Origin of the sequence: Nocardiopsis sediminis, from assembly GCF_042650565.1 — a bacterium.
Classification (GTDB): domain Bacteria; phylum Actinomycetota; class Actinomycetes; order Streptosporangiales; family Streptosporangiaceae; genus Nocardiopsis_B; species Nocardiopsis_B sediminis.
Genome location: NZ_JBHSBH010000009.1, coordinates 214,417 through 228,346 on the forward strand (window position 1 = coordinate 214,417; position 13,930 = coordinate 228,346).

General features: G+C 73.0%; 14 protein-coding genes. 9 read left to right on the plus strand and 5 right to left on the minus strand.

The features are described from left to right. Nucleotides 1-126: 126 nt before the first annotated feature. The 5 genes from ACFOVU_RS14735 to ACFOVU_RS14755 all read left to right on the plus strand — a co-directional run bounded on the left by ACFOVU_RS14735 (nt 127) and on the right by ACFOVU_RS14755 (nt 5,389). Entirely contained in the window at nt 127-792 is a 666-nt protein-coding gene (locus ACFOVU_RS14735; protein WP_378533914.1) for a DUF6758 family protein, read from the plus strand. A gap of 67 nt (nt 793-859) precedes the next feature. Next, a complete protein-coding gene (locus tag ACFOVU_RS14740) occupies nt 860-1,744 on the plus strand; it encodes a PHP domain-containing protein (RefSeq protein ID WP_378533916.1) in 885 nt (294 codons plus the stop codon). 185 nt (nt 1,745-1,929) lie between these two features. Further along, nucleotides 1,930-3,177 carry an MBL fold metallo-hydrolase gene (locus ACFOVU_RS14745; protein ID WP_378533918.1) on the plus strand — a complete coding sequence of 416 codons (1,248 nt, stop codon included), beginning with the start codon at nt 1,930-1,932 and terminating at the stop codon, nt 3,175-3,177. 326 nt (nt 3,178-3,503) lie between these two features. Continuing rightward, nucleotides 3,504-4,700 carry an acyltransferase family protein gene (locus ACFOVU_RS14750; RefSeq protein ID WP_378533920.1) on the plus strand — a complete coding sequence of 399 codons (1,197 nt, stop codon included), beginning with the start codon at nt 3,504-3,506 and terminating at the stop codon, nt 4,698-4,700. 38 nt (nt 4,701-4,738) lie between these two features. Beyond that, on the plus strand, nt 4,739-5,389 hold the full coding sequence (locus tag ACFOVU_RS14755; RefSeq protein WP_378533922.1) for a TetR/AcrR family transcriptional regulator: 651 nt from the start codon (nt 4,739-4,741) through the stop codon (nt 5,387-5,389). Here the strand turns inward: ACFOVU_RS14755 and ACFOVU_RS14760 are convergent. Both ACFOVU_RS14760 and ACFOVU_RS14765 read right to left on the minus strand, forming a co-directional pair. Further along, nucleotides 5,386-6,270 (minus strand): alpha/beta fold hydrolase, encoded by an 885-nt coding sequence (locus ACFOVU_RS14760; protein ID WP_378533924.1) that lies wholly within the window; start codon nt 6,268-6,270, stop codon nt 5,386-5,388. The two genes, ACFOVU_RS14755 and ACFOVU_RS14760, sit on opposite strands and share 4 nt — an antisense overlap. 144 nt (nt 6,271-6,414) lie before the next feature. Continuing rightward, entirely contained in the window at nt 6,415-7,845 is a 1,431-nt protein-coding gene (locus ACFOVU_RS14765; RefSeq protein WP_378534064.1) for a DEAD/DEAH box helicase, read from the minus strand. A gap of 801 nt (nt 7,846-8,646) precedes the next feature. On the opposite strand from ACFOVU_RS14765, the gene ACFOVU_RS14770 reads away from it, so the two are divergent. From ACFOVU_RS14770 to ACFOVU_RS14780, 3 genes are all read left to right on the plus strand, one after another. Continuing rightward, nucleotides 8,647-9,387, plus strand: coding sequence for a ferritin-like fold-containing protein (locus ACFOVU_RS14770; RefSeq protein WP_378533926.1), 741 nt, complete (start codon nt 8,647-8,649; stop codon nt 9,385-9,387). 160 nt (nt 9,388-9,547) lie between these two features. After that, on the plus strand, nt 9,548-9,859 hold the full coding sequence (locus ACFOVU_RS14775) for a DUF6401 family natural product biosynthesis protein (protein ID WP_378533928.1): 312 nt from the start codon (nt 9,548-9,550) through the stop codon (nt 9,857-9,859). A gap of 252 nt (nt 9,860-10,111) precedes the next feature. Next, on the plus strand, nt 10,112-10,360 hold the full coding sequence (locus ACFOVU_RS14780) for a hypothetical protein (protein WP_378533930.1): 249 nt from the start codon (nt 10,112-10,114) through the stop codon (nt 10,358-10,360). 130 nt (nt 10,361-10,490) lie between these two features. Here the strand turns inward: ACFOVU_RS14780 and ACFOVU_RS14785 are convergent, their stop codons facing one another. The 3 genes from ACFOVU_RS14785 to ACFOVU_RS14795 form a co-directional block, all read right to left on the minus strand. Next, nucleotides 10,491-11,291 (minus strand): mechanosensitive ion channel family protein, encoded by an 801-nt coding sequence (locus ACFOVU_RS14785; protein WP_378533932.1) that lies wholly within the window; start codon nt 11,289-11,291, stop codon nt 10,491-10,493. A gap of 231 nt (nt 11,292-11,522) precedes the next feature. Beyond that, nucleotides 11,523-12,152, minus strand: a complete 630-nt coding sequence (locus ACFOVU_RS14790; RefSeq protein WP_378533934.1) for a TetR/AcrR family transcriptional regulator — start codon at nt 12,150-12,152, stop codon at nt 11,523-11,525. A gap of 261 nt (nt 12,153-12,413) precedes the next feature. After that, on the minus strand, nt 12,414-12,650 hold the full coding sequence (locus ACFOVU_RS14795) for a hypothetical protein (RefSeq protein ID WP_378533936.1): 237 nt from the start codon (nt 12,648-12,650) through the stop codon (nt 12,414-12,416). Between the two features lie 164 nt (nt 12,651-12,814). Here ACFOVU_RS14795 and ACFOVU_RS14800 point away from each other — a divergent pair, with 164 nt between their 5' ends. Beyond that, the gene (locus ACFOVU_RS14800; protein WP_378533938.1) at nt 12,815-13,762 is read left to right on the plus strand and encodes an alpha/beta fold hydrolase; all 948 of its coding nucleotides are present in this window, start codon (nt 12,815-12,817) and stop codon (nt 13,760-13,762) included. Nucleotides 13,763-13,930 lie beyond the last annotated feature (168 nt).

Consider the following 13,930-nt stretch of genomic DNA (forward strand, 5'->3'; position numbering starts at 1 on the left):
GGCCCGCCGCCGGCCCCGCCCGCCTGACACCGCGCACCCCACGGCCCGCCAAGGGGCCGGCCATGACCCCGGCTTGGCCGAAATGCGGGTTTCCGCCCAGGTCACACGGGTACCCCTCGTCACAGCATGAACTTCGTGCCGTCGTGTCCTCGCTGCGGACGCGCCGTCCAGCCGCCCGGCCTGTGGACGAGCGCGTGGCAGTGCGGCGCGCACGGACCGGTCGCCCCGCTGCACCCCGTGCGGCCGCCCGGCCCCGACCCCCTCGACCTGCTCGCCTCCTCCTCCCAAGTACCCGTGTGGCTGCCCTGGCCGCTGCCGGCGGGCTGGGTGGTCACCGGCTTCGCCGACGCCGGCGATGAGCGCAGCGGCGCCGTCGCCACGGTCGTCGCGCTCGCCGGCCCCGCACCGCTGGGCGGGGCGGGCGAGCTGGCGATCATCGCCGAGGACCCCGGCATCGGCCTCGGCGCCCGGATCGCCGGGCTCGACGCCCCCGACCCGGGCGACGGGGTCGGCTCCGGGGCCGCCGACGCCAAGATCCGCCACCAAGGCCACGAGATCGCGCTGTGGAGCATCGACGCCGGCGACAGCCGCGCCGTCTACGCGGGCGAGGCGCTGGCCAGCTGGCTGTGGTTCGTCTTCACCCCCGCCGACGCCGGGGTGCTCATGTGCGAACTCGGCACGCTGCGCGACCTGCGCGACCGCGCCGAGGGCGGCGTCTCGCAGGAGCCCCCGTTCGGGGCGACCTCGGCGTTCCTCACCTCGGTCCTGGCCGTCCGGGAGGACTCCGACTGACCCCGCCCGCCCCCGCGGGGCCCGGCCGCGCGGCCGGATGCGCGGGCACCTGCCTAGAATCGTCCCGATGCGCATCGACCTGCACTCCCACAGCTCCGTCTCCGACGGCACCGAGCCCCCCGGCACGGTCGTCGACCGCGCCGTTGCGGTCGGCCTCGACGTCCTCGCCCTCACCGACCACGACACCGTCGCGGGCCTGCCCGCCGCGGCCGAGCGCGTACCCGCGGGGTTCACCCTCATCCCGGGCATGGAGCTGTCCTGCGCACACGACGGCTCCAGCGTGCACCTCCTGTGCTACCTCTTCGACCCGGCGGCACCGGTCCTCACCGAGGAGCTCGACCGCATCCGCCGCGACCGCGTGCTGCGCGCTGAAGCCATGGTGCACCGGCTGCGCGCCGCCGGAGTGGACGTGACCTGGGAGCGCGTGTGCGAGATCGCCGAGGCCGACGGCGACGGCGAGGCCGCCGGGCCCGAAAGCGGCGTGATCGGCCGGCCGCATATCGCCCGCGCCATCGTCGAAGCCGGGGCCGCCGAGGACGTGCAGGGCGCGTTCGACGCCTGGATCGGCTCCGGCGGGCCCGCCTACGTCGACCGCTACGCCCTCGACCCCGTCCGCGCCGTCTCCCTGGTGTGCGCCGCGGGCGGCGTGTGCGTGCTCGCCCACCCCGCCCGCTCCGAAGGCGTCCTGACCGGGGCGGTTCCGACCGGGATCGTCGAGCGCATGGCCGAGGCCGGGCTCGGCGGGATCGAGGCCGACCACCCCACTCACGACGACGCCGAAAGCGCGTACTGGCGCGACGTCGCGCTCCGGCTCGGGCTGGTGGTCACCGGGTCCAGCGACGACCACGGCGACCTCACCGGCCACCGGCTCGGCTGCCGCACGACCGCCCCCGAGGCCTACGAACGCCTCATGGCACCCGCCACCGGAGCCGCGCCCATCACAGCCGGGTGACGATCCGCGGCGCCCCCGTTACGCCGCCGACCACCTGCTTCGTGGTAGTACGGGGCTTATCGAAGCCTTAGGGCAGGGGTGGGATCCTCACGAGTCGCGCGACCGGGTACCTACATGTACCCCGATACGGCCAGAATGGTCCCGCACACAGGCAGAGTTCGGACGCGAATCGAAGGGTCGGCACCGTGTTCTGGAATCGGAAGGGCAAGAAGAAGGACGGCGGCGAAACCGGTGGCTCCGGCGCGGCGTCCTCGACGGTGACGACCGAGTCGGCGGCCGACGAGGAGCCGGAGGCGGCGCGCGGGGCCGACGACGAAGGCGCCGAGAAGGCCGAGAAGAAGGCCCCCGCCGTGAGCCCGGCCGACTCCGCCGACACCACCGCCGACGACGACGCCGCGGAGCAGAAGGCGGACACCGCGGACGAGGACACCCCGGAGAAGGAGAAGCCGGGCGAGGCCGAGTCGGCGAAGGACGAAGCCGAAGCGGAGAAGGCCGACAAGGACGAGTCCGAGGCGGACAAGGGCGAGCCCGGCGACGACACGGCGGCCGAGGGCAAGGCCGACGCCGACTCCAAGGCCGGCGAGGGCGACGCCGATGACGGCGCGACCGACGACGCGGACACCGGCGAGGCCGCGTCCGCCGGCGATAACGACGACGCCGACGACAACAAGTCCGACGACAAGGCAGACGAGGCCGCGTCCGCCGACACCGACGACGACGCGTCCGACGACGACGCCGAGGAAGACGCCGACGAGGAGACCGCCGCGCCCGAGCCCGATGTGCCCGGGGTCGGCAAGGTCGACGACGAAGGCGTCCAGCGGGTCCGCACGGCCGGGGTGCTGACCGTCGACGGCGAGGAGTTCGACGTCGTCACCAGCACTTGGATCGTCGACGCCGACAAGGAAGGCGTCATCGTGATCGACCCGGCCAACGACGCCGAAGCCATCCTCGAGGCCATCGGCGACCGCGAGGTCTACCTCGTGGCCTGCACCAACGCTTATAACACCCACATCAGCGCGGCCATCGAGGTCGCCGAACGCGACGAGGCCCCGATCGCCCTGCACCGCCGCGAGCTGCGCGCGTGGCGCCGGGTGCACGGCGCCGAGCACCGGCCCGACCTGGAGATCGAGGGCGGCGGCTCGCTGAGCGCCGGCGACCTGGAGATCGACATCCTGCCCATCCCCGGCACGTCCGCGGGCAGTGTGGCGTACTACATCCCCGAGCGCGGCGTCGTCTTCACCGGCGACTCCCTGCGCGCCGGTGAGCTGGGCACCGTGGGCGGCGCCTACATCGACTACACGCGTCAGCTGCACTCCATCGGCGAGGTGGTGCTGTCGCTCCAGCCGGAGACCCGCGTCCTGCCCGACAGCGGACCCGAGACCACGGTCGAGGCGGAGTCGAAGAACTTCGACTCCTGGGTGGCCGCCGACTAGCGCGCACCCCGGACCCGATGGGTCCGTGCTCCGCCAGCACCGCCGAGGCGCGGCCGGAAGGCTCCGGCCGCGCCTTCGTGCTGTCGGCCCCCCCGATCGGCGGACGTCGCCGGTACCGGGGGATGGTTCCGTGTGCGGGGGAACCCTGAGGCGTCCCTGATTCCGGCCCTGGGATCCGGCTCTCCGCTATGGGAGGGGAGGTCCGAGAACCTACGATGCTGTCCATGTGGACAGTAAAGAATCCAGATGGACAGGATGACCATCGGCGCGACCCGTCCCGCGGACTCGACCCCCCAGCTCAGCACGGTGTCCCCGCGCCCGCCCAGGTGCCGCCGACCTCAACGGGCGGGCGGCGCTACCACTACCTCGACAACCTCAAGCTGCTGCTGATCGTGCTCGTCGTGGTCCACCACGCGAGCCAGCCCTACGGCCCCGCCGACTGGTGGTACTTCGAGGGCGACGATCAAGAACCGCTCCTGGGCACGCTGTCCATGGTCAGCGGTGCGTTCCGGATGGCCCTGTTCTTCCTGATCTCCGCGTTCCTGATCCCGCCGGCCTTCGACGGCAAGGGCGGGCGGCGGTTCGTCGCCGACCGGTTCAAGCGCTTCGTCCCGCCCATCCTCGTGGGCTTCTTCGTGCTCGTGCCCGTGCTGATGTACGCCTACTACCTGAACTTCCGGGACCTGCCCCCGATGGGCTTCCTGGACTACTACACCGGCGTCTACCTCGGCATGGGCGACGAACCGGCCGGCTGGACCGGCCCGATCTGGCCGGACCGCCAGTTCGCCCACCTGTGGTTCCTCCAGCACCTGCTCTGCTACGTGCTGCTCTACGCCGCCTGGCGGTGGATCGCCGACCGGTTCCGCCCCGCGGGGCGCGATGCCCGCAGGGCCGCGCCGCGCAGCACCCCGCAGGCGGTCGGCACCGGCGCCATCGTCGCCTTCACCGCGGTGATCGCCCTCGCCACCTTCGCCCTGCGCGTCTTCTACCCCGTCGACCAGTGGGTGCCGATGCTGGAGTTCATCCAGACCGAGCCCGCCGACATGGCGCAGTACGGGTTCTTCTTCCTCGCCGGCGTGCTGGCCTACCGGCGCGGCTGGCTGGAGGCGATCCCCGCCCGGGCCGGCTACGCGTGGCTCGCCGTGGCCCTCGTCCTGTCCGGTGCCCACTTCGCCGCGGGCGGGCGCCTGGACGCCCTCTACGCCATGGGCGGCTTCAACGCCGGGAACCTGCTGTGGTCCACGGTCGAGACCACGATCTGCGTGGGGCTGTCCGTCGGACTGCTGGTGGTGTTCCGGGAGTGGGCGGACCGCCCCAACCGGCTGCTCACCGCGCTGGCCCCGCTGACCTTCACCGTCTACGTCCTGCACGTGCCCCTGGTGGTCGGCTTGCAGTACGCGATGGCCGCCGTGCCCGTCGGGGCGCCCGCCAAGTTCGCGGTGGTGTCGGTCGCGGCGACGGTGGCGAGCTTCGCCGCGGGGTGGCTCGTCCGCAAGACCCCCTACCTGCGGCGCCTCATCTGAGCACGGCCGGCGACGGCGGCGCGGGTAGGTTGGCGTCCATGACCCACAGCAGCGAAGCGGACCTGACGGCACGGGCGCGTATCCGCCTGGCGGCGCTGCGCCTCTTCGCGCGGCAGGGGTTCGCGGCGACCGGGATGCGGGCCATCGCCGCCGAAGCCGGGGTCTCCCACGCCCTGGTCCGCCACCACTTCGGGTCCAAGGACGGGCTGCGCGCGGCGGTCGACGAGGACGTCCTCGACTCCTTCGACGCGACCCTCGCCGGCTTCGGCCCCCAAGGGTCCGACGCCGAGCTCCTCAGCGCGTTCGGCGCCGCCAGCGCCCGCCTCTTCGGCTCCGACGAGGTGCGGCGCGAATACCTGCGCCGGGCGCTGGCCGAAGGCGGAGAGGTCGGGGCCCGGCTGTTCGCCCGGATCCTGGAGGGCGCCCGCACCCGCCTGGCCGACCTGCGCGGCGACACCGAGCCCGGAGGCGCGGACGAGCGGTGGGCGCCCTACCAGGTGCTGTTCCTCATCCTCGGGCCGATGCTCCTGGAGCCCCTGATGCAGCGGACCCTCGGGGGCCCCGTCTTCGCACCCGAGGTCTTGGAGGAGCGCAGCGCCGCCAACCAGCGCCTGCTGATGCACGGGCTGCTCGGCGGCGCCGCGCGCGCGGCATCCGGCGCCGGGGAACGGCGCCCGGCCGGCGGCTAGGCGGCGCGCTCGGGGGTCTCGGCCGCGTTCCAGAAGGCGGTGAGGGCCCCGGCCGTGGTCTCGGGGGCCTCGACATTGGGGGAGTGGGCCGCGCCCGGGACGACGACGCGGCGGGCGCCGAGATCCTTGGCCATGGCCGCCTGGACCTCGGGCGGCCAGGCGTCGTCGTTCTCGCCGTAGAGCACCAGGGTGGGCAGGCCCGTCGCGGCGAGTTCGAGGGTGCGGTCGGGTGCGGAGACCAGGGTGCCGGCCATGCGGGTGAGCGCGTGGGGGTCGTTGGCGAGCATCCGGTCGCGCAGGAACGCGTAGATCTCCTCGGGGACGCCCTTGCCGCGGGCGAGGGCGTCGAGGTGCTGCGTCCAGATCTCGCGCAGGCGCTCGCCCGTGGGCTCCTCGCCCAGGACGGCGGCGAGGTTGCGGGCGTCGGTGGCGCGGTCGCCGCCGACCGCGGCGGGGCCGGAGCTCATCAGCGTGAGGGAGATCAGGGGGACCTGGTCGGCGAGGACGGTGTCACGGCAGACGAGCCCGCCGAAGGAGTGGCCGGTCAGGTGCACGGGCCCCTGGTCGAGGGCGACGATCACCTCGGCGACGGCGGACCCCAGGCCGCCGAGTGTGTACAGGGCGGGGTCGGCGAGTCCGGGGGACTCGTACTGCCCCGGCAGGTCGATGGCGGTGACGCAGCGTCCCGCCTGCGCCAGGGTCTGCAAGAGGGCGATGAAATCCTCTTTGCTGCCGGTGTAGCCCGGCACCAGGACCGCGGGCTGGAGTTCACACCCTCCGGCCGTGGGCACCGCGCTGAGTGCGGCGACGGTACCGAGGGGGGTGGGGATGTCGGTCCGCCGCACACCGGGCGGAAGATCCAGGAACCGAGGTGTACTCACGACGATTGACTATATTCCCCGCCGGTAAAGGATCGCGATCGAGCGGAGGGCGGCGCCCCCGGCTTCGGAGGGCCGCGCCGTCCGGTCCGCTGTGCGGCCGGTCCGCCGCGGTGCGGGCCGGCGCGCGTGTCCGTCAGCGGCGGGTCAGTCCTGCTGGTCCCGCTGCACGTCGACACCGCTGCGGGTGCGGCGCCGTCGGCGCCGCCGCACGGGCGCGGTGGCGGATTCGGCGGCCGGGGCCTCGGCCGCGACCGCGGTGTCGCCGTTGCCGGAGGCGGCCGGCGCCGATCCGCCGCGGGTGCGCTTGCGTCCGCCGCGCCCATTGCGCCCGCCACGGCCGCGGTCGCGCTCGCGGGGCTCGCGCTCGGCTCCGCGCGGGCGGCCGGTGTCGCCGATGTCCTCGACCTCTTCGGCCTCGAGCCCGGCGCGGTCGCGCCGTTCCACGGCCAGCCGGCCCTTGGTGCCCTCGGGGATGCCCAGCGCCGCGAAGAAGTGCGGCGAGGTGGAGTAGGTCTCCTCGGGTTCGGCGAAGGACAGCCCCAGAGCGGAGTTGATCAGCTTCCAGCGCGCGATCTCGCGCCAGTCGATGAAGGTGACCGCGGTGCCCGAGCGCCCGGCGCGGCCGGTGCGGCCGATCCGGTGGGTGTAGGTCTTCTCGTCGTCGGGGCACTCGTAGTTGACGACGTGGGTGACGTCGTCGACGTCGAGCCCGCGCGCGGCGACGTCGGTGGCGACCAGGACGTCGATCTTGCCGTTGCGGAAGGCCCGCAGGGCCCGCTCGCGCTGGCTCTGACCGAGGTCGCCGTGGACCGCCGCGGCGGCGAAACCGCGCTCCTTGAGCTCGGAGGCGACCTTGTCGCAGGCGCGCTTGGTCTGGCAGAACACCATGGCCAGCCCGCGGCCGTCGGCCTGGAGCAGCCGGGCGAGCATCTCGGGCCGGTCCATCTGGTGGGTGCGCCACGCGTGCTGCTCGATGTTGCCGATGGTGGTCTGGCCGGGCTCGTCGTCGTCGCCCGCGCGGACGTGGGTGGGACGCCGCAGGTAGTTGCGCGACAGCGAGACGATCTCGCTCGGCATGGTCGCCGAGAAGAGCATGACCTGGCGCTCCTCGGGGATCCGGGTGAGGATGCGCTCGATGTCGGGCAGGAAGCCGAGGTCGAGCATCTTGTCGGCCTCGTCGAGGACGACCGCCGAGATGCCCGCCAGGCTGAGGTGCCGCTGCTTCTCGAGGTCGAGGAGGCGGCCCGGGGTCCCGACGACGATGTCGACGCCGTTCTTCAGGCCCTCGATCTGCGGTTCGTAGGCGCGTCCGCCGTAGACGGTGAGGATGCGCCCGCCGGTGCGCTTGCCGGCGGTGGTGAGGTCGGCCGCGACCTGGATGGCGAGCTCACGCGTGGGCACGACCACCAGGGCCCGCGGGCGCTTGGGCTCGCCCGGCGCCGCCTGCGCGCGCTGGAGCAGGGGCAGCCCGAAGGCGAAGGTCTTTCCGGTGCCCGTGCGGGCCTGGCCGATGATGTCGGAGCCGGTGAGCGCGAGCGGGAGCGCGAGGGACTGGATCGGGAAGGGCTCGGTGATGCCCTCGGCTTCAAGAGCGTCCGCGATCTGCGGGCTGACCCCGAGATCGCGGAACGTCTTGCGGGGTTCGGTGGTGTTCTCTGTGCTGGTCAGGGCTCATGCCTCCATCTGGCGGGCCGCAATGGCGTTCGTGGCCTATGGCTGGAGCGGACGGGCTCGGTGGGCGGCGAGCCGGATGCCCCGGCGGAAGTCGCCCCCATGGATGAGGGGGCGGAACCGGCGCGGCACGGTAGCCCGGGGATGTTCCCCGGTCCCGGCGCGGTCTGGGTCGTGTTCCGCGGCTCGGTGCAGGCGGTCACGCGGTGGTGACCGGGTGCACAGGGGCCGTCCGCTATGGTGTCGTCGCGCCGGCGGGGTGCGGTGGCCGGACGGCATCGGCCCGCGCGCGCTGCGCGGCCGTGGGAACCGGCCGGCCGGCGCCCGCCCTGGCGCCGCGATGTGTTGTCATGGTGCGCGGCGGAGATCACCGCGCGATAGATCCCGCGTTGGTCCGCGGAGAGACTGTCGCGCACCTATCCCCCTGACGGCCCGCTCGGGCTCCCGTCCGGCCCACCCGGATCAGGCGGCGACCTGGCCCGGGCTCCGCGGCGAGCTGTGCCCTGCGTGCGTCGGGGGACTCCGCGCGGTGACCGGCCGGTGCCGGTCACAAGACAAGAGTCTATCCTGCCGTTCCTCCGCTGGATATGCCGCTTTTCCTGCGGCGGAGCACCGTGGCGCCCCCATCCGTGCAAAAGAACGCCATCGGGGCCCCGAATAATCCGCGCGGTGTTCGCGCAGCCGATGGGCGCTAACCTTTGCAGCATGACGAACGGCTCCCCCTCCGAACCCGAAGCCGCGGCCCCCACGGCGGCCGGGGCCGCACCGGCCGCCGGCGACCGTCCGGCGGGCGTCGTCGACCTGCTCGGCCTGCTGGCCTACGCCGAGCTCGTGGCGTTCTTCCGGCTCGCCGCCCATGCCGGGCTCGCGCCCACGCTCGAGGCCAAGGGCGAGCTCGCGGAGCTGGCCGCCACAGAGCAGGGCCACTACCGGCGGCTGCGCGACCGGCTGGCCGAACTGGGCGCCGACCCCGAGGCCGCCATGGCGCCGTTCGTCGAGCCGATCGACGCCTGGCACGCGCGCACCGAGCCGCAGAGCTGGCTGGAGGGGCTGGTCAAGGCGTACGTGGGCGACGGGATCGCCGGGGACTTCTACCGTGCGGTCGCCGAATCCGCCGACCCCGCCACCAGTGAACTGGTGGCGAACGTGGTCGAGGAGTCCGGGCGCGCCGAATTCGTCGCCGCGCGGGTCCGCGCGGCCGTGGCCGACGACCCCAAGCTGGCCGGCCGGCTGTCGCTATGGGCGCGCCGCCTGGTCGGCGAGGCGCTGAGCCAGGCCCAGGTGGTGGCGGCGCAGCGGGTCGAACTCGCCTCGCTGCTGGTCGGGGCCGGAGGCGGCGACTCCGGGCAGCCGGTCAACGGCGACCTCGGCGCGGTGAGCCGGATGTTCGCCAAGCTGACCGATGCCCACTCCGCCCGCCTGGCGGCGATGGGCCTGACCGGCTGAGCCCGGCACCACGGCGCACCCCACGGGGCCTGGGAACAGGCGATCGGGGCCCATTTCGGTGATGTGGGCCATTCTTCGCCCAAAAGTAACGTTCTGGTATTTTGTTCGCATATAGTTGGTCGGGTTCCGTCCTGCTTCCCCAGCTCAGAGGTATCGATCCATGCGCCGTGGGTTCTTCGCCGAGAGTTCATTGGCACGGCTTTCCCGCGAGTTCGGGATGTTCGGACCGCTGCACGACAGCCCCGACCCGTGGCTGACAGCACAGTTGGACCAGCACGCCGCGGCCGTACGCGACTCGATCTCGGCCGAGGGCGCCCGGGTGAGCCATCGGAGCCTCGCCCGCTACCTGCACGGATTCATGGACGGCTGCCGCGAGCGCGGCTGGCACTCCGGATCCGACGGCTACGACTGGGAGACGCTCCGCGTGCTCTCCATCTGCCGCCTGGCGAAGGAATACGGTTTCGTCCGCTAAGTTGGTCTCGCCAAGGGCGGAGACCCTGCGGATCGGCGTGCGCGCGCCGATCCCCGAAGTGTCCCCAATGGCATCCTCGCCGAGCGTAGGCTTCAGCCATACCGTCGGTGCGGCCACAACGGCCGCGAACGCACCGGCGCGGGACCACGACCCGCAGCCCGGTGGCGAGCGGTGACCCACCGACCCGACCTGGGGACTCCCCACGGGATCTGAACGTGCGGCCTCGAAGGCGCCGCGAGAAAGGAAGAGCGCATGGGGAGCGGCCGGCATGGGGCGGCGCGTCCACCGATCGGCGTCCTGATCCAGCAGGATCGCGTCGACTTCTCTCTCTTCGCCTCCATCATCGTGATCGCCCTGGCGGTCATGGTCCTCATCGGTTTCGGCCTGGCGAGCGCCGCCTTCTGGCTGGCCTTCCTGCCCATCATCGTGACCTCGGCGCTGATCGTGCGCCGTATCGGGCGGCTCTCGCGCGACGAGCTCCGCGACGAAGAACTCCTCTGACCCCGCCGGCCCGGTGGCCGTACCGCATCGGGAACCGGCCCGGTTCCCCGGACTCAGTGAACAGTGAAGGGCGGGGCCTGCGGCCCCGCCCTTTCGCCGTCCCGGCCGGGGACTGCGGTGCACCGCCGGATCAGCCCACGGAACCCCGCTCGTCCTCGGAACGGGCCTCGCGCCCGCGCCCGGCCGATGCGGGCTCCTCGGCGCGGCGCTCCTGCGGGGCGGGCCCGCCCAGCGCGTCGCCGCGCCCGGCGGTGTAGCCCGCCTCGCGCATCCGCCCTGTTTCGCGTTCGGCGGCGTCGAGCCACTTCGACCAGCGCTGCTGCATCGGCCGGATCAGGCCGCCGCCCACGCCCACGACCAGGATGCCGCCGACGGTGGCGAGGACCGCGATCAGCACCGGCTGGGTGACCGTTGTGGCGACGCCCATCTGGTTCAGCGCGGCGATGATGCCCAGCGCCATGATGACGATGCCGGTCACGTTGGCCAGGAGCCGCCCCCAGCTGAGCGCGCCGAGGCCGCCGACGATGACGTCGCGCACGGCCTTGGCGATCATGCCGGCCACCACCAGGATGATCAGCGCGACGATCGCCCGCGGGATGAACGCGATGACGGCGTCGAGCAGCCGCGTGATCGGGTTGGCCGGACCGAAGATGCTGAACGCCAGTTGCAGCGTGATCAGCAGGCCGATGTAGTAGATGATGCGCCCGCACAGGTGGCTGGCGTCATAGCGGGTGCGCTGGAAGTACTCGCCCACCCCGCTGCGGGAGATCGCGCGGTCCAGGCCGACCTTCTCCAGGCCCTTGGCGACCAGCCGGCCGACGAACCTGGCGATGATCCAGCCCAGGATCAGGATGATCAGGAAGGCCGCCAGCCGGGGAACGAAGGAGACGATGGCGGACCACGCCGTCATCAGCCCTTGCCCGATGCCCATGTCGCTTCACCCCCGATATCGCCCGCCGATGCGCGTGACCGGTTGTCCCGCGCCATCCGGGCGAAACAGAATGGATGGCTTCAAGCACCGCATACCCGACAAATCGGGCGGAGAATCCTCGGAACGTGCCCGGCGGCCACGCAAAGTGAGAGTTTGCCGGCCGATGGCAGGAGCATGGCGTAACGGATCGCGGCCGCGCGAACACGCGGCCGCGGTACGGATCCGGGCGGATCAGCCCCGGGTGAGGTCCCAGCCGCTGATGCCGCGCCACGCCAGGCGCGCGACGAGGAGCTCGGCGGCCTCCTTGGGGATGGAGCCGTAGGTGCTCAGCCAGTAGCGGGCACTGGTCTCGGCCATGCCCACCAGGCCGATGCTCAGCAGGTGCGCCTCGTCGTCGGAGATGCTGGTGTCCTGCCGGATCACCTCGCCGATCAGCTCGGCGCAGCGCTGGAGGGTCTGCTCGGTCTTCTCGCGCACCGCAGGCAGGTTGCGCAGGTCGGACTCGAAGACCAGGCGGAACGCCTCGCCCTCGCCGGCCACGAAGTCGAAGTAGGCCTGGAAGCTGGCGGTGACCCGCTGGCGGTTGTCGTCGGTGCTCTCGAGCGCCTCGCGCTGCTTGTCGACCAGCGACTCGGAGTGCTCCTCCAGCAGCGCCAGGTACAGGTCGAGCTTCCCCGGGAAGTGCTGGTAGAGCACGGGCTTGCTGACCCCGGCGCGATCGGCGATCTCGTCCATGGCCGCGGCGTGGTAGCCCTGGGCGACGAACACCTCCTGGGCGGCGGCCAGCAGCTGGCGCCGGCGCGCGAGCCTGGGCAGGCGGGTCCCTCGCGGGCGGGCGTCTGAAGGAGCGGTCACACCCATACCCTCCGAACTCCTCGTGGCGCGGTGCCACGCTCGACGTCCATGCGGTCGGGTGCGCCGTAGCACGTGCGCTCCCGCGTGCCCGGACCGGCTGCGCGGCCGGGCTGCCGGGCGCAGTCCGTCCGCCCGGTGGCCCCGGCGGTCCTGCGGCGGCCCGGCACCGTCAACGGGCGGACCACCGGACCCATCCTACTCGCACGTAGGTTCGGCCCCGCCAGGATCCCGCTTCCACACGTTCACGCATTCGTTGGGGGAGGGAGATCAGCGGTACTCCTCGTCGACCTCCTCGCCGGTGACCTCCTGGGCCTGCTCCACCGCGTCGGCCTCGGGGACCTCGATGTCGTCCTCGAGGTCGGTGTCCTCCAGCCAGTCGGGATCGGTGGCCTCGTCGCGGACGACGGACCGCTGCTCGGTGAGGTCGGCCTCGGCGGCCTCCAGGGAGACCTCCTCGCCCTCGCCGGTGCGCGGGGCGCCCTGCTGCGGATCGGACGTCGTCACGTTGCCTCCCCTGATCGCGGTCGTCGCCGGCTGTCCCGCACACCTACCCGCTCGGGCCGCGACGACACGGCCGGAGGCCCGCGACGTGCCCGCCCGGGCGGATGGGAGCCTGCTGTCGGCCCCGGTGGTTAGAGTGCTTGGGGAGGGGAGTTCGGAGGGGGACCATGCCGGAGCCGATCGCGTTGTGGCCGGGGAAGCGGGAATCGTTCGCCGGCCGGAGCATCTTCGTCCGCCGCGACCGGCCGCCCGACTCCTTCACCGGCGACGCCGCGCAGCGCGACCGCGCCGTCTACGTCCACGGGCTGGGCGGGGCCTCCACCAACTGGACCGACCTCATGGGGGCGCTCTGCGCCGATGTGGCCGGCGAGGCGCCGGACCTGCCCGGGTTCGGTCAGTCGCCGCCGCCCGACGACGGCGCCTACGGCCTCGACGCCCAGGCCGCCGTGGTCACCGACCTGGTCGAGGCCGGGGGCCGCCCCGTGCACCTGCTCGGCAACTCCATGGGCGGGGCCGTCGCGGTGCGGGTGGCCGCGTCATCGCCGCACCTGGTGCGTTCCCTCACCTTGCTCTCGCCGGCCCTGCCCGACCTGTGGCCGCGGCTGATCCCCTACCAGATGACCGGTGCGCTGATCCCCTTCCTCGGCCCGGCCGTCTACGCCCGCATGCAGAGCCGCCCGCCCGAGGTCCGGCTCCAGGACACGCTCAACACCACCTACTTCGACCCGTCCACGGCACACGCCCAGCGCATCAGCGAAGCCCTGGAGGCCGAGCGCGAGCGCGAGAACCACGGCCACGCCCACACCGCGACCCTGGAGTCGCTGCGCTCGCTGGTGGCGGAGTACGTGCGGCGCGGCGCGCACTCGCTCTGGCGGCAGGCCGCCCGCGTGCACTGCCCCACGCTGCTCGTCTTCGGGTTCAACGACCGCTTCGTCAACCCGCTCATCGCCCGGCGGGCCGCCCGCACCTTCCCGCGCAACCGGGTGGTGATGATGCCCGAGACCGGTCACCTGCCGATGATGGAGCACCCCGTCCGCGTCTCCCGCCTGGTCCGCCCCTTCCTCCTGGAGCATTCGGGCGGCGGCCGTGACCGAAGAGCGGGACGGCGCCGCTGAGCCCCAACGGGGCCCGTGGGACGCCCCTTGGCGGGCCGGCGGCCGGGTGACGATGGCAAAGGCCTCCCCAGGGGTGGGAATGCCATACCCCACCCTCTAGGTTGGGTATGAGTGGAAGCCCGTCACGTGCCCCGACGCCCCCGCGTCCGTCACCGGCGACGCCCAGGG

What these genes read in the sequence shown, in the direction of transcription:
- ACFOVU_RS14735 (WP_378533914.1), top strand. Translation starts at nt 127, where the DNA reads ATGAACTTCGTGCCGTCGTGTCCTCGCTGCGGACGCGCCGTCCAGCCG.
- ACFOVU_RS14740 (WP_378533916.1), top strand. Translation starts at nt 860, where the DNA reads ATGCGCATCGACCTGCACTCCCACAGCTCCGTCTCCGACGGCACCGAG.
- ACFOVU_RS14755 (WP_378533922.1), top strand. Translation starts at nt 4,739, where the DNA reads ATGACCCACAGCAGCGAAGCGGACCTGACGGCACGGGCGCGTATCCGC.
- ACFOVU_RS14770 (WP_378533926.1), top strand. Translation starts at nt 8,647, where the DNA reads ATGACGAACGGCTCCCCCTCCGAACCCGAAGCCGCGGCCCCCACGGCG.
- ACFOVU_RS14775 (WP_378533928.1), top strand. Translation starts at nt 9,548, where the DNA reads ATGCGCCGTGGGTTCTTCGCCGAGAGTTCATTGGCACGGCTTTCCCGC.
- ACFOVU_RS14780 (WP_378533930.1), top strand. Translation starts at nt 10,112, where the DNA reads ATGGGGAGCGGCCGGCATGGGGCGGCGCGTCCACCGATCGGCGTCCTG.
- ACFOVU_RS14785 (WP_378533932.1), bottom strand. Translation starts at nt 11,291, where the DNA reads ATGGGCATCGGGCAAGGGCTGATGACGGCGTGGTCCGCCATCGTCTCC.
- ACFOVU_RS14790 (WP_378533934.1), bottom strand. Translation starts at nt 12,152, where the DNA reads ATGGGTGTGACCGCTCCTTCAGACGCCCGCCCGCGAGGGACCCGCCTG.
- ACFOVU_RS14800 (WP_378533938.1), top strand. Translation starts at nt 12,815, where the DNA reads ATGCCGGAGCCGATCGCGTTGTGGCCGGGGAAGCGGGAATCGTTCGCC.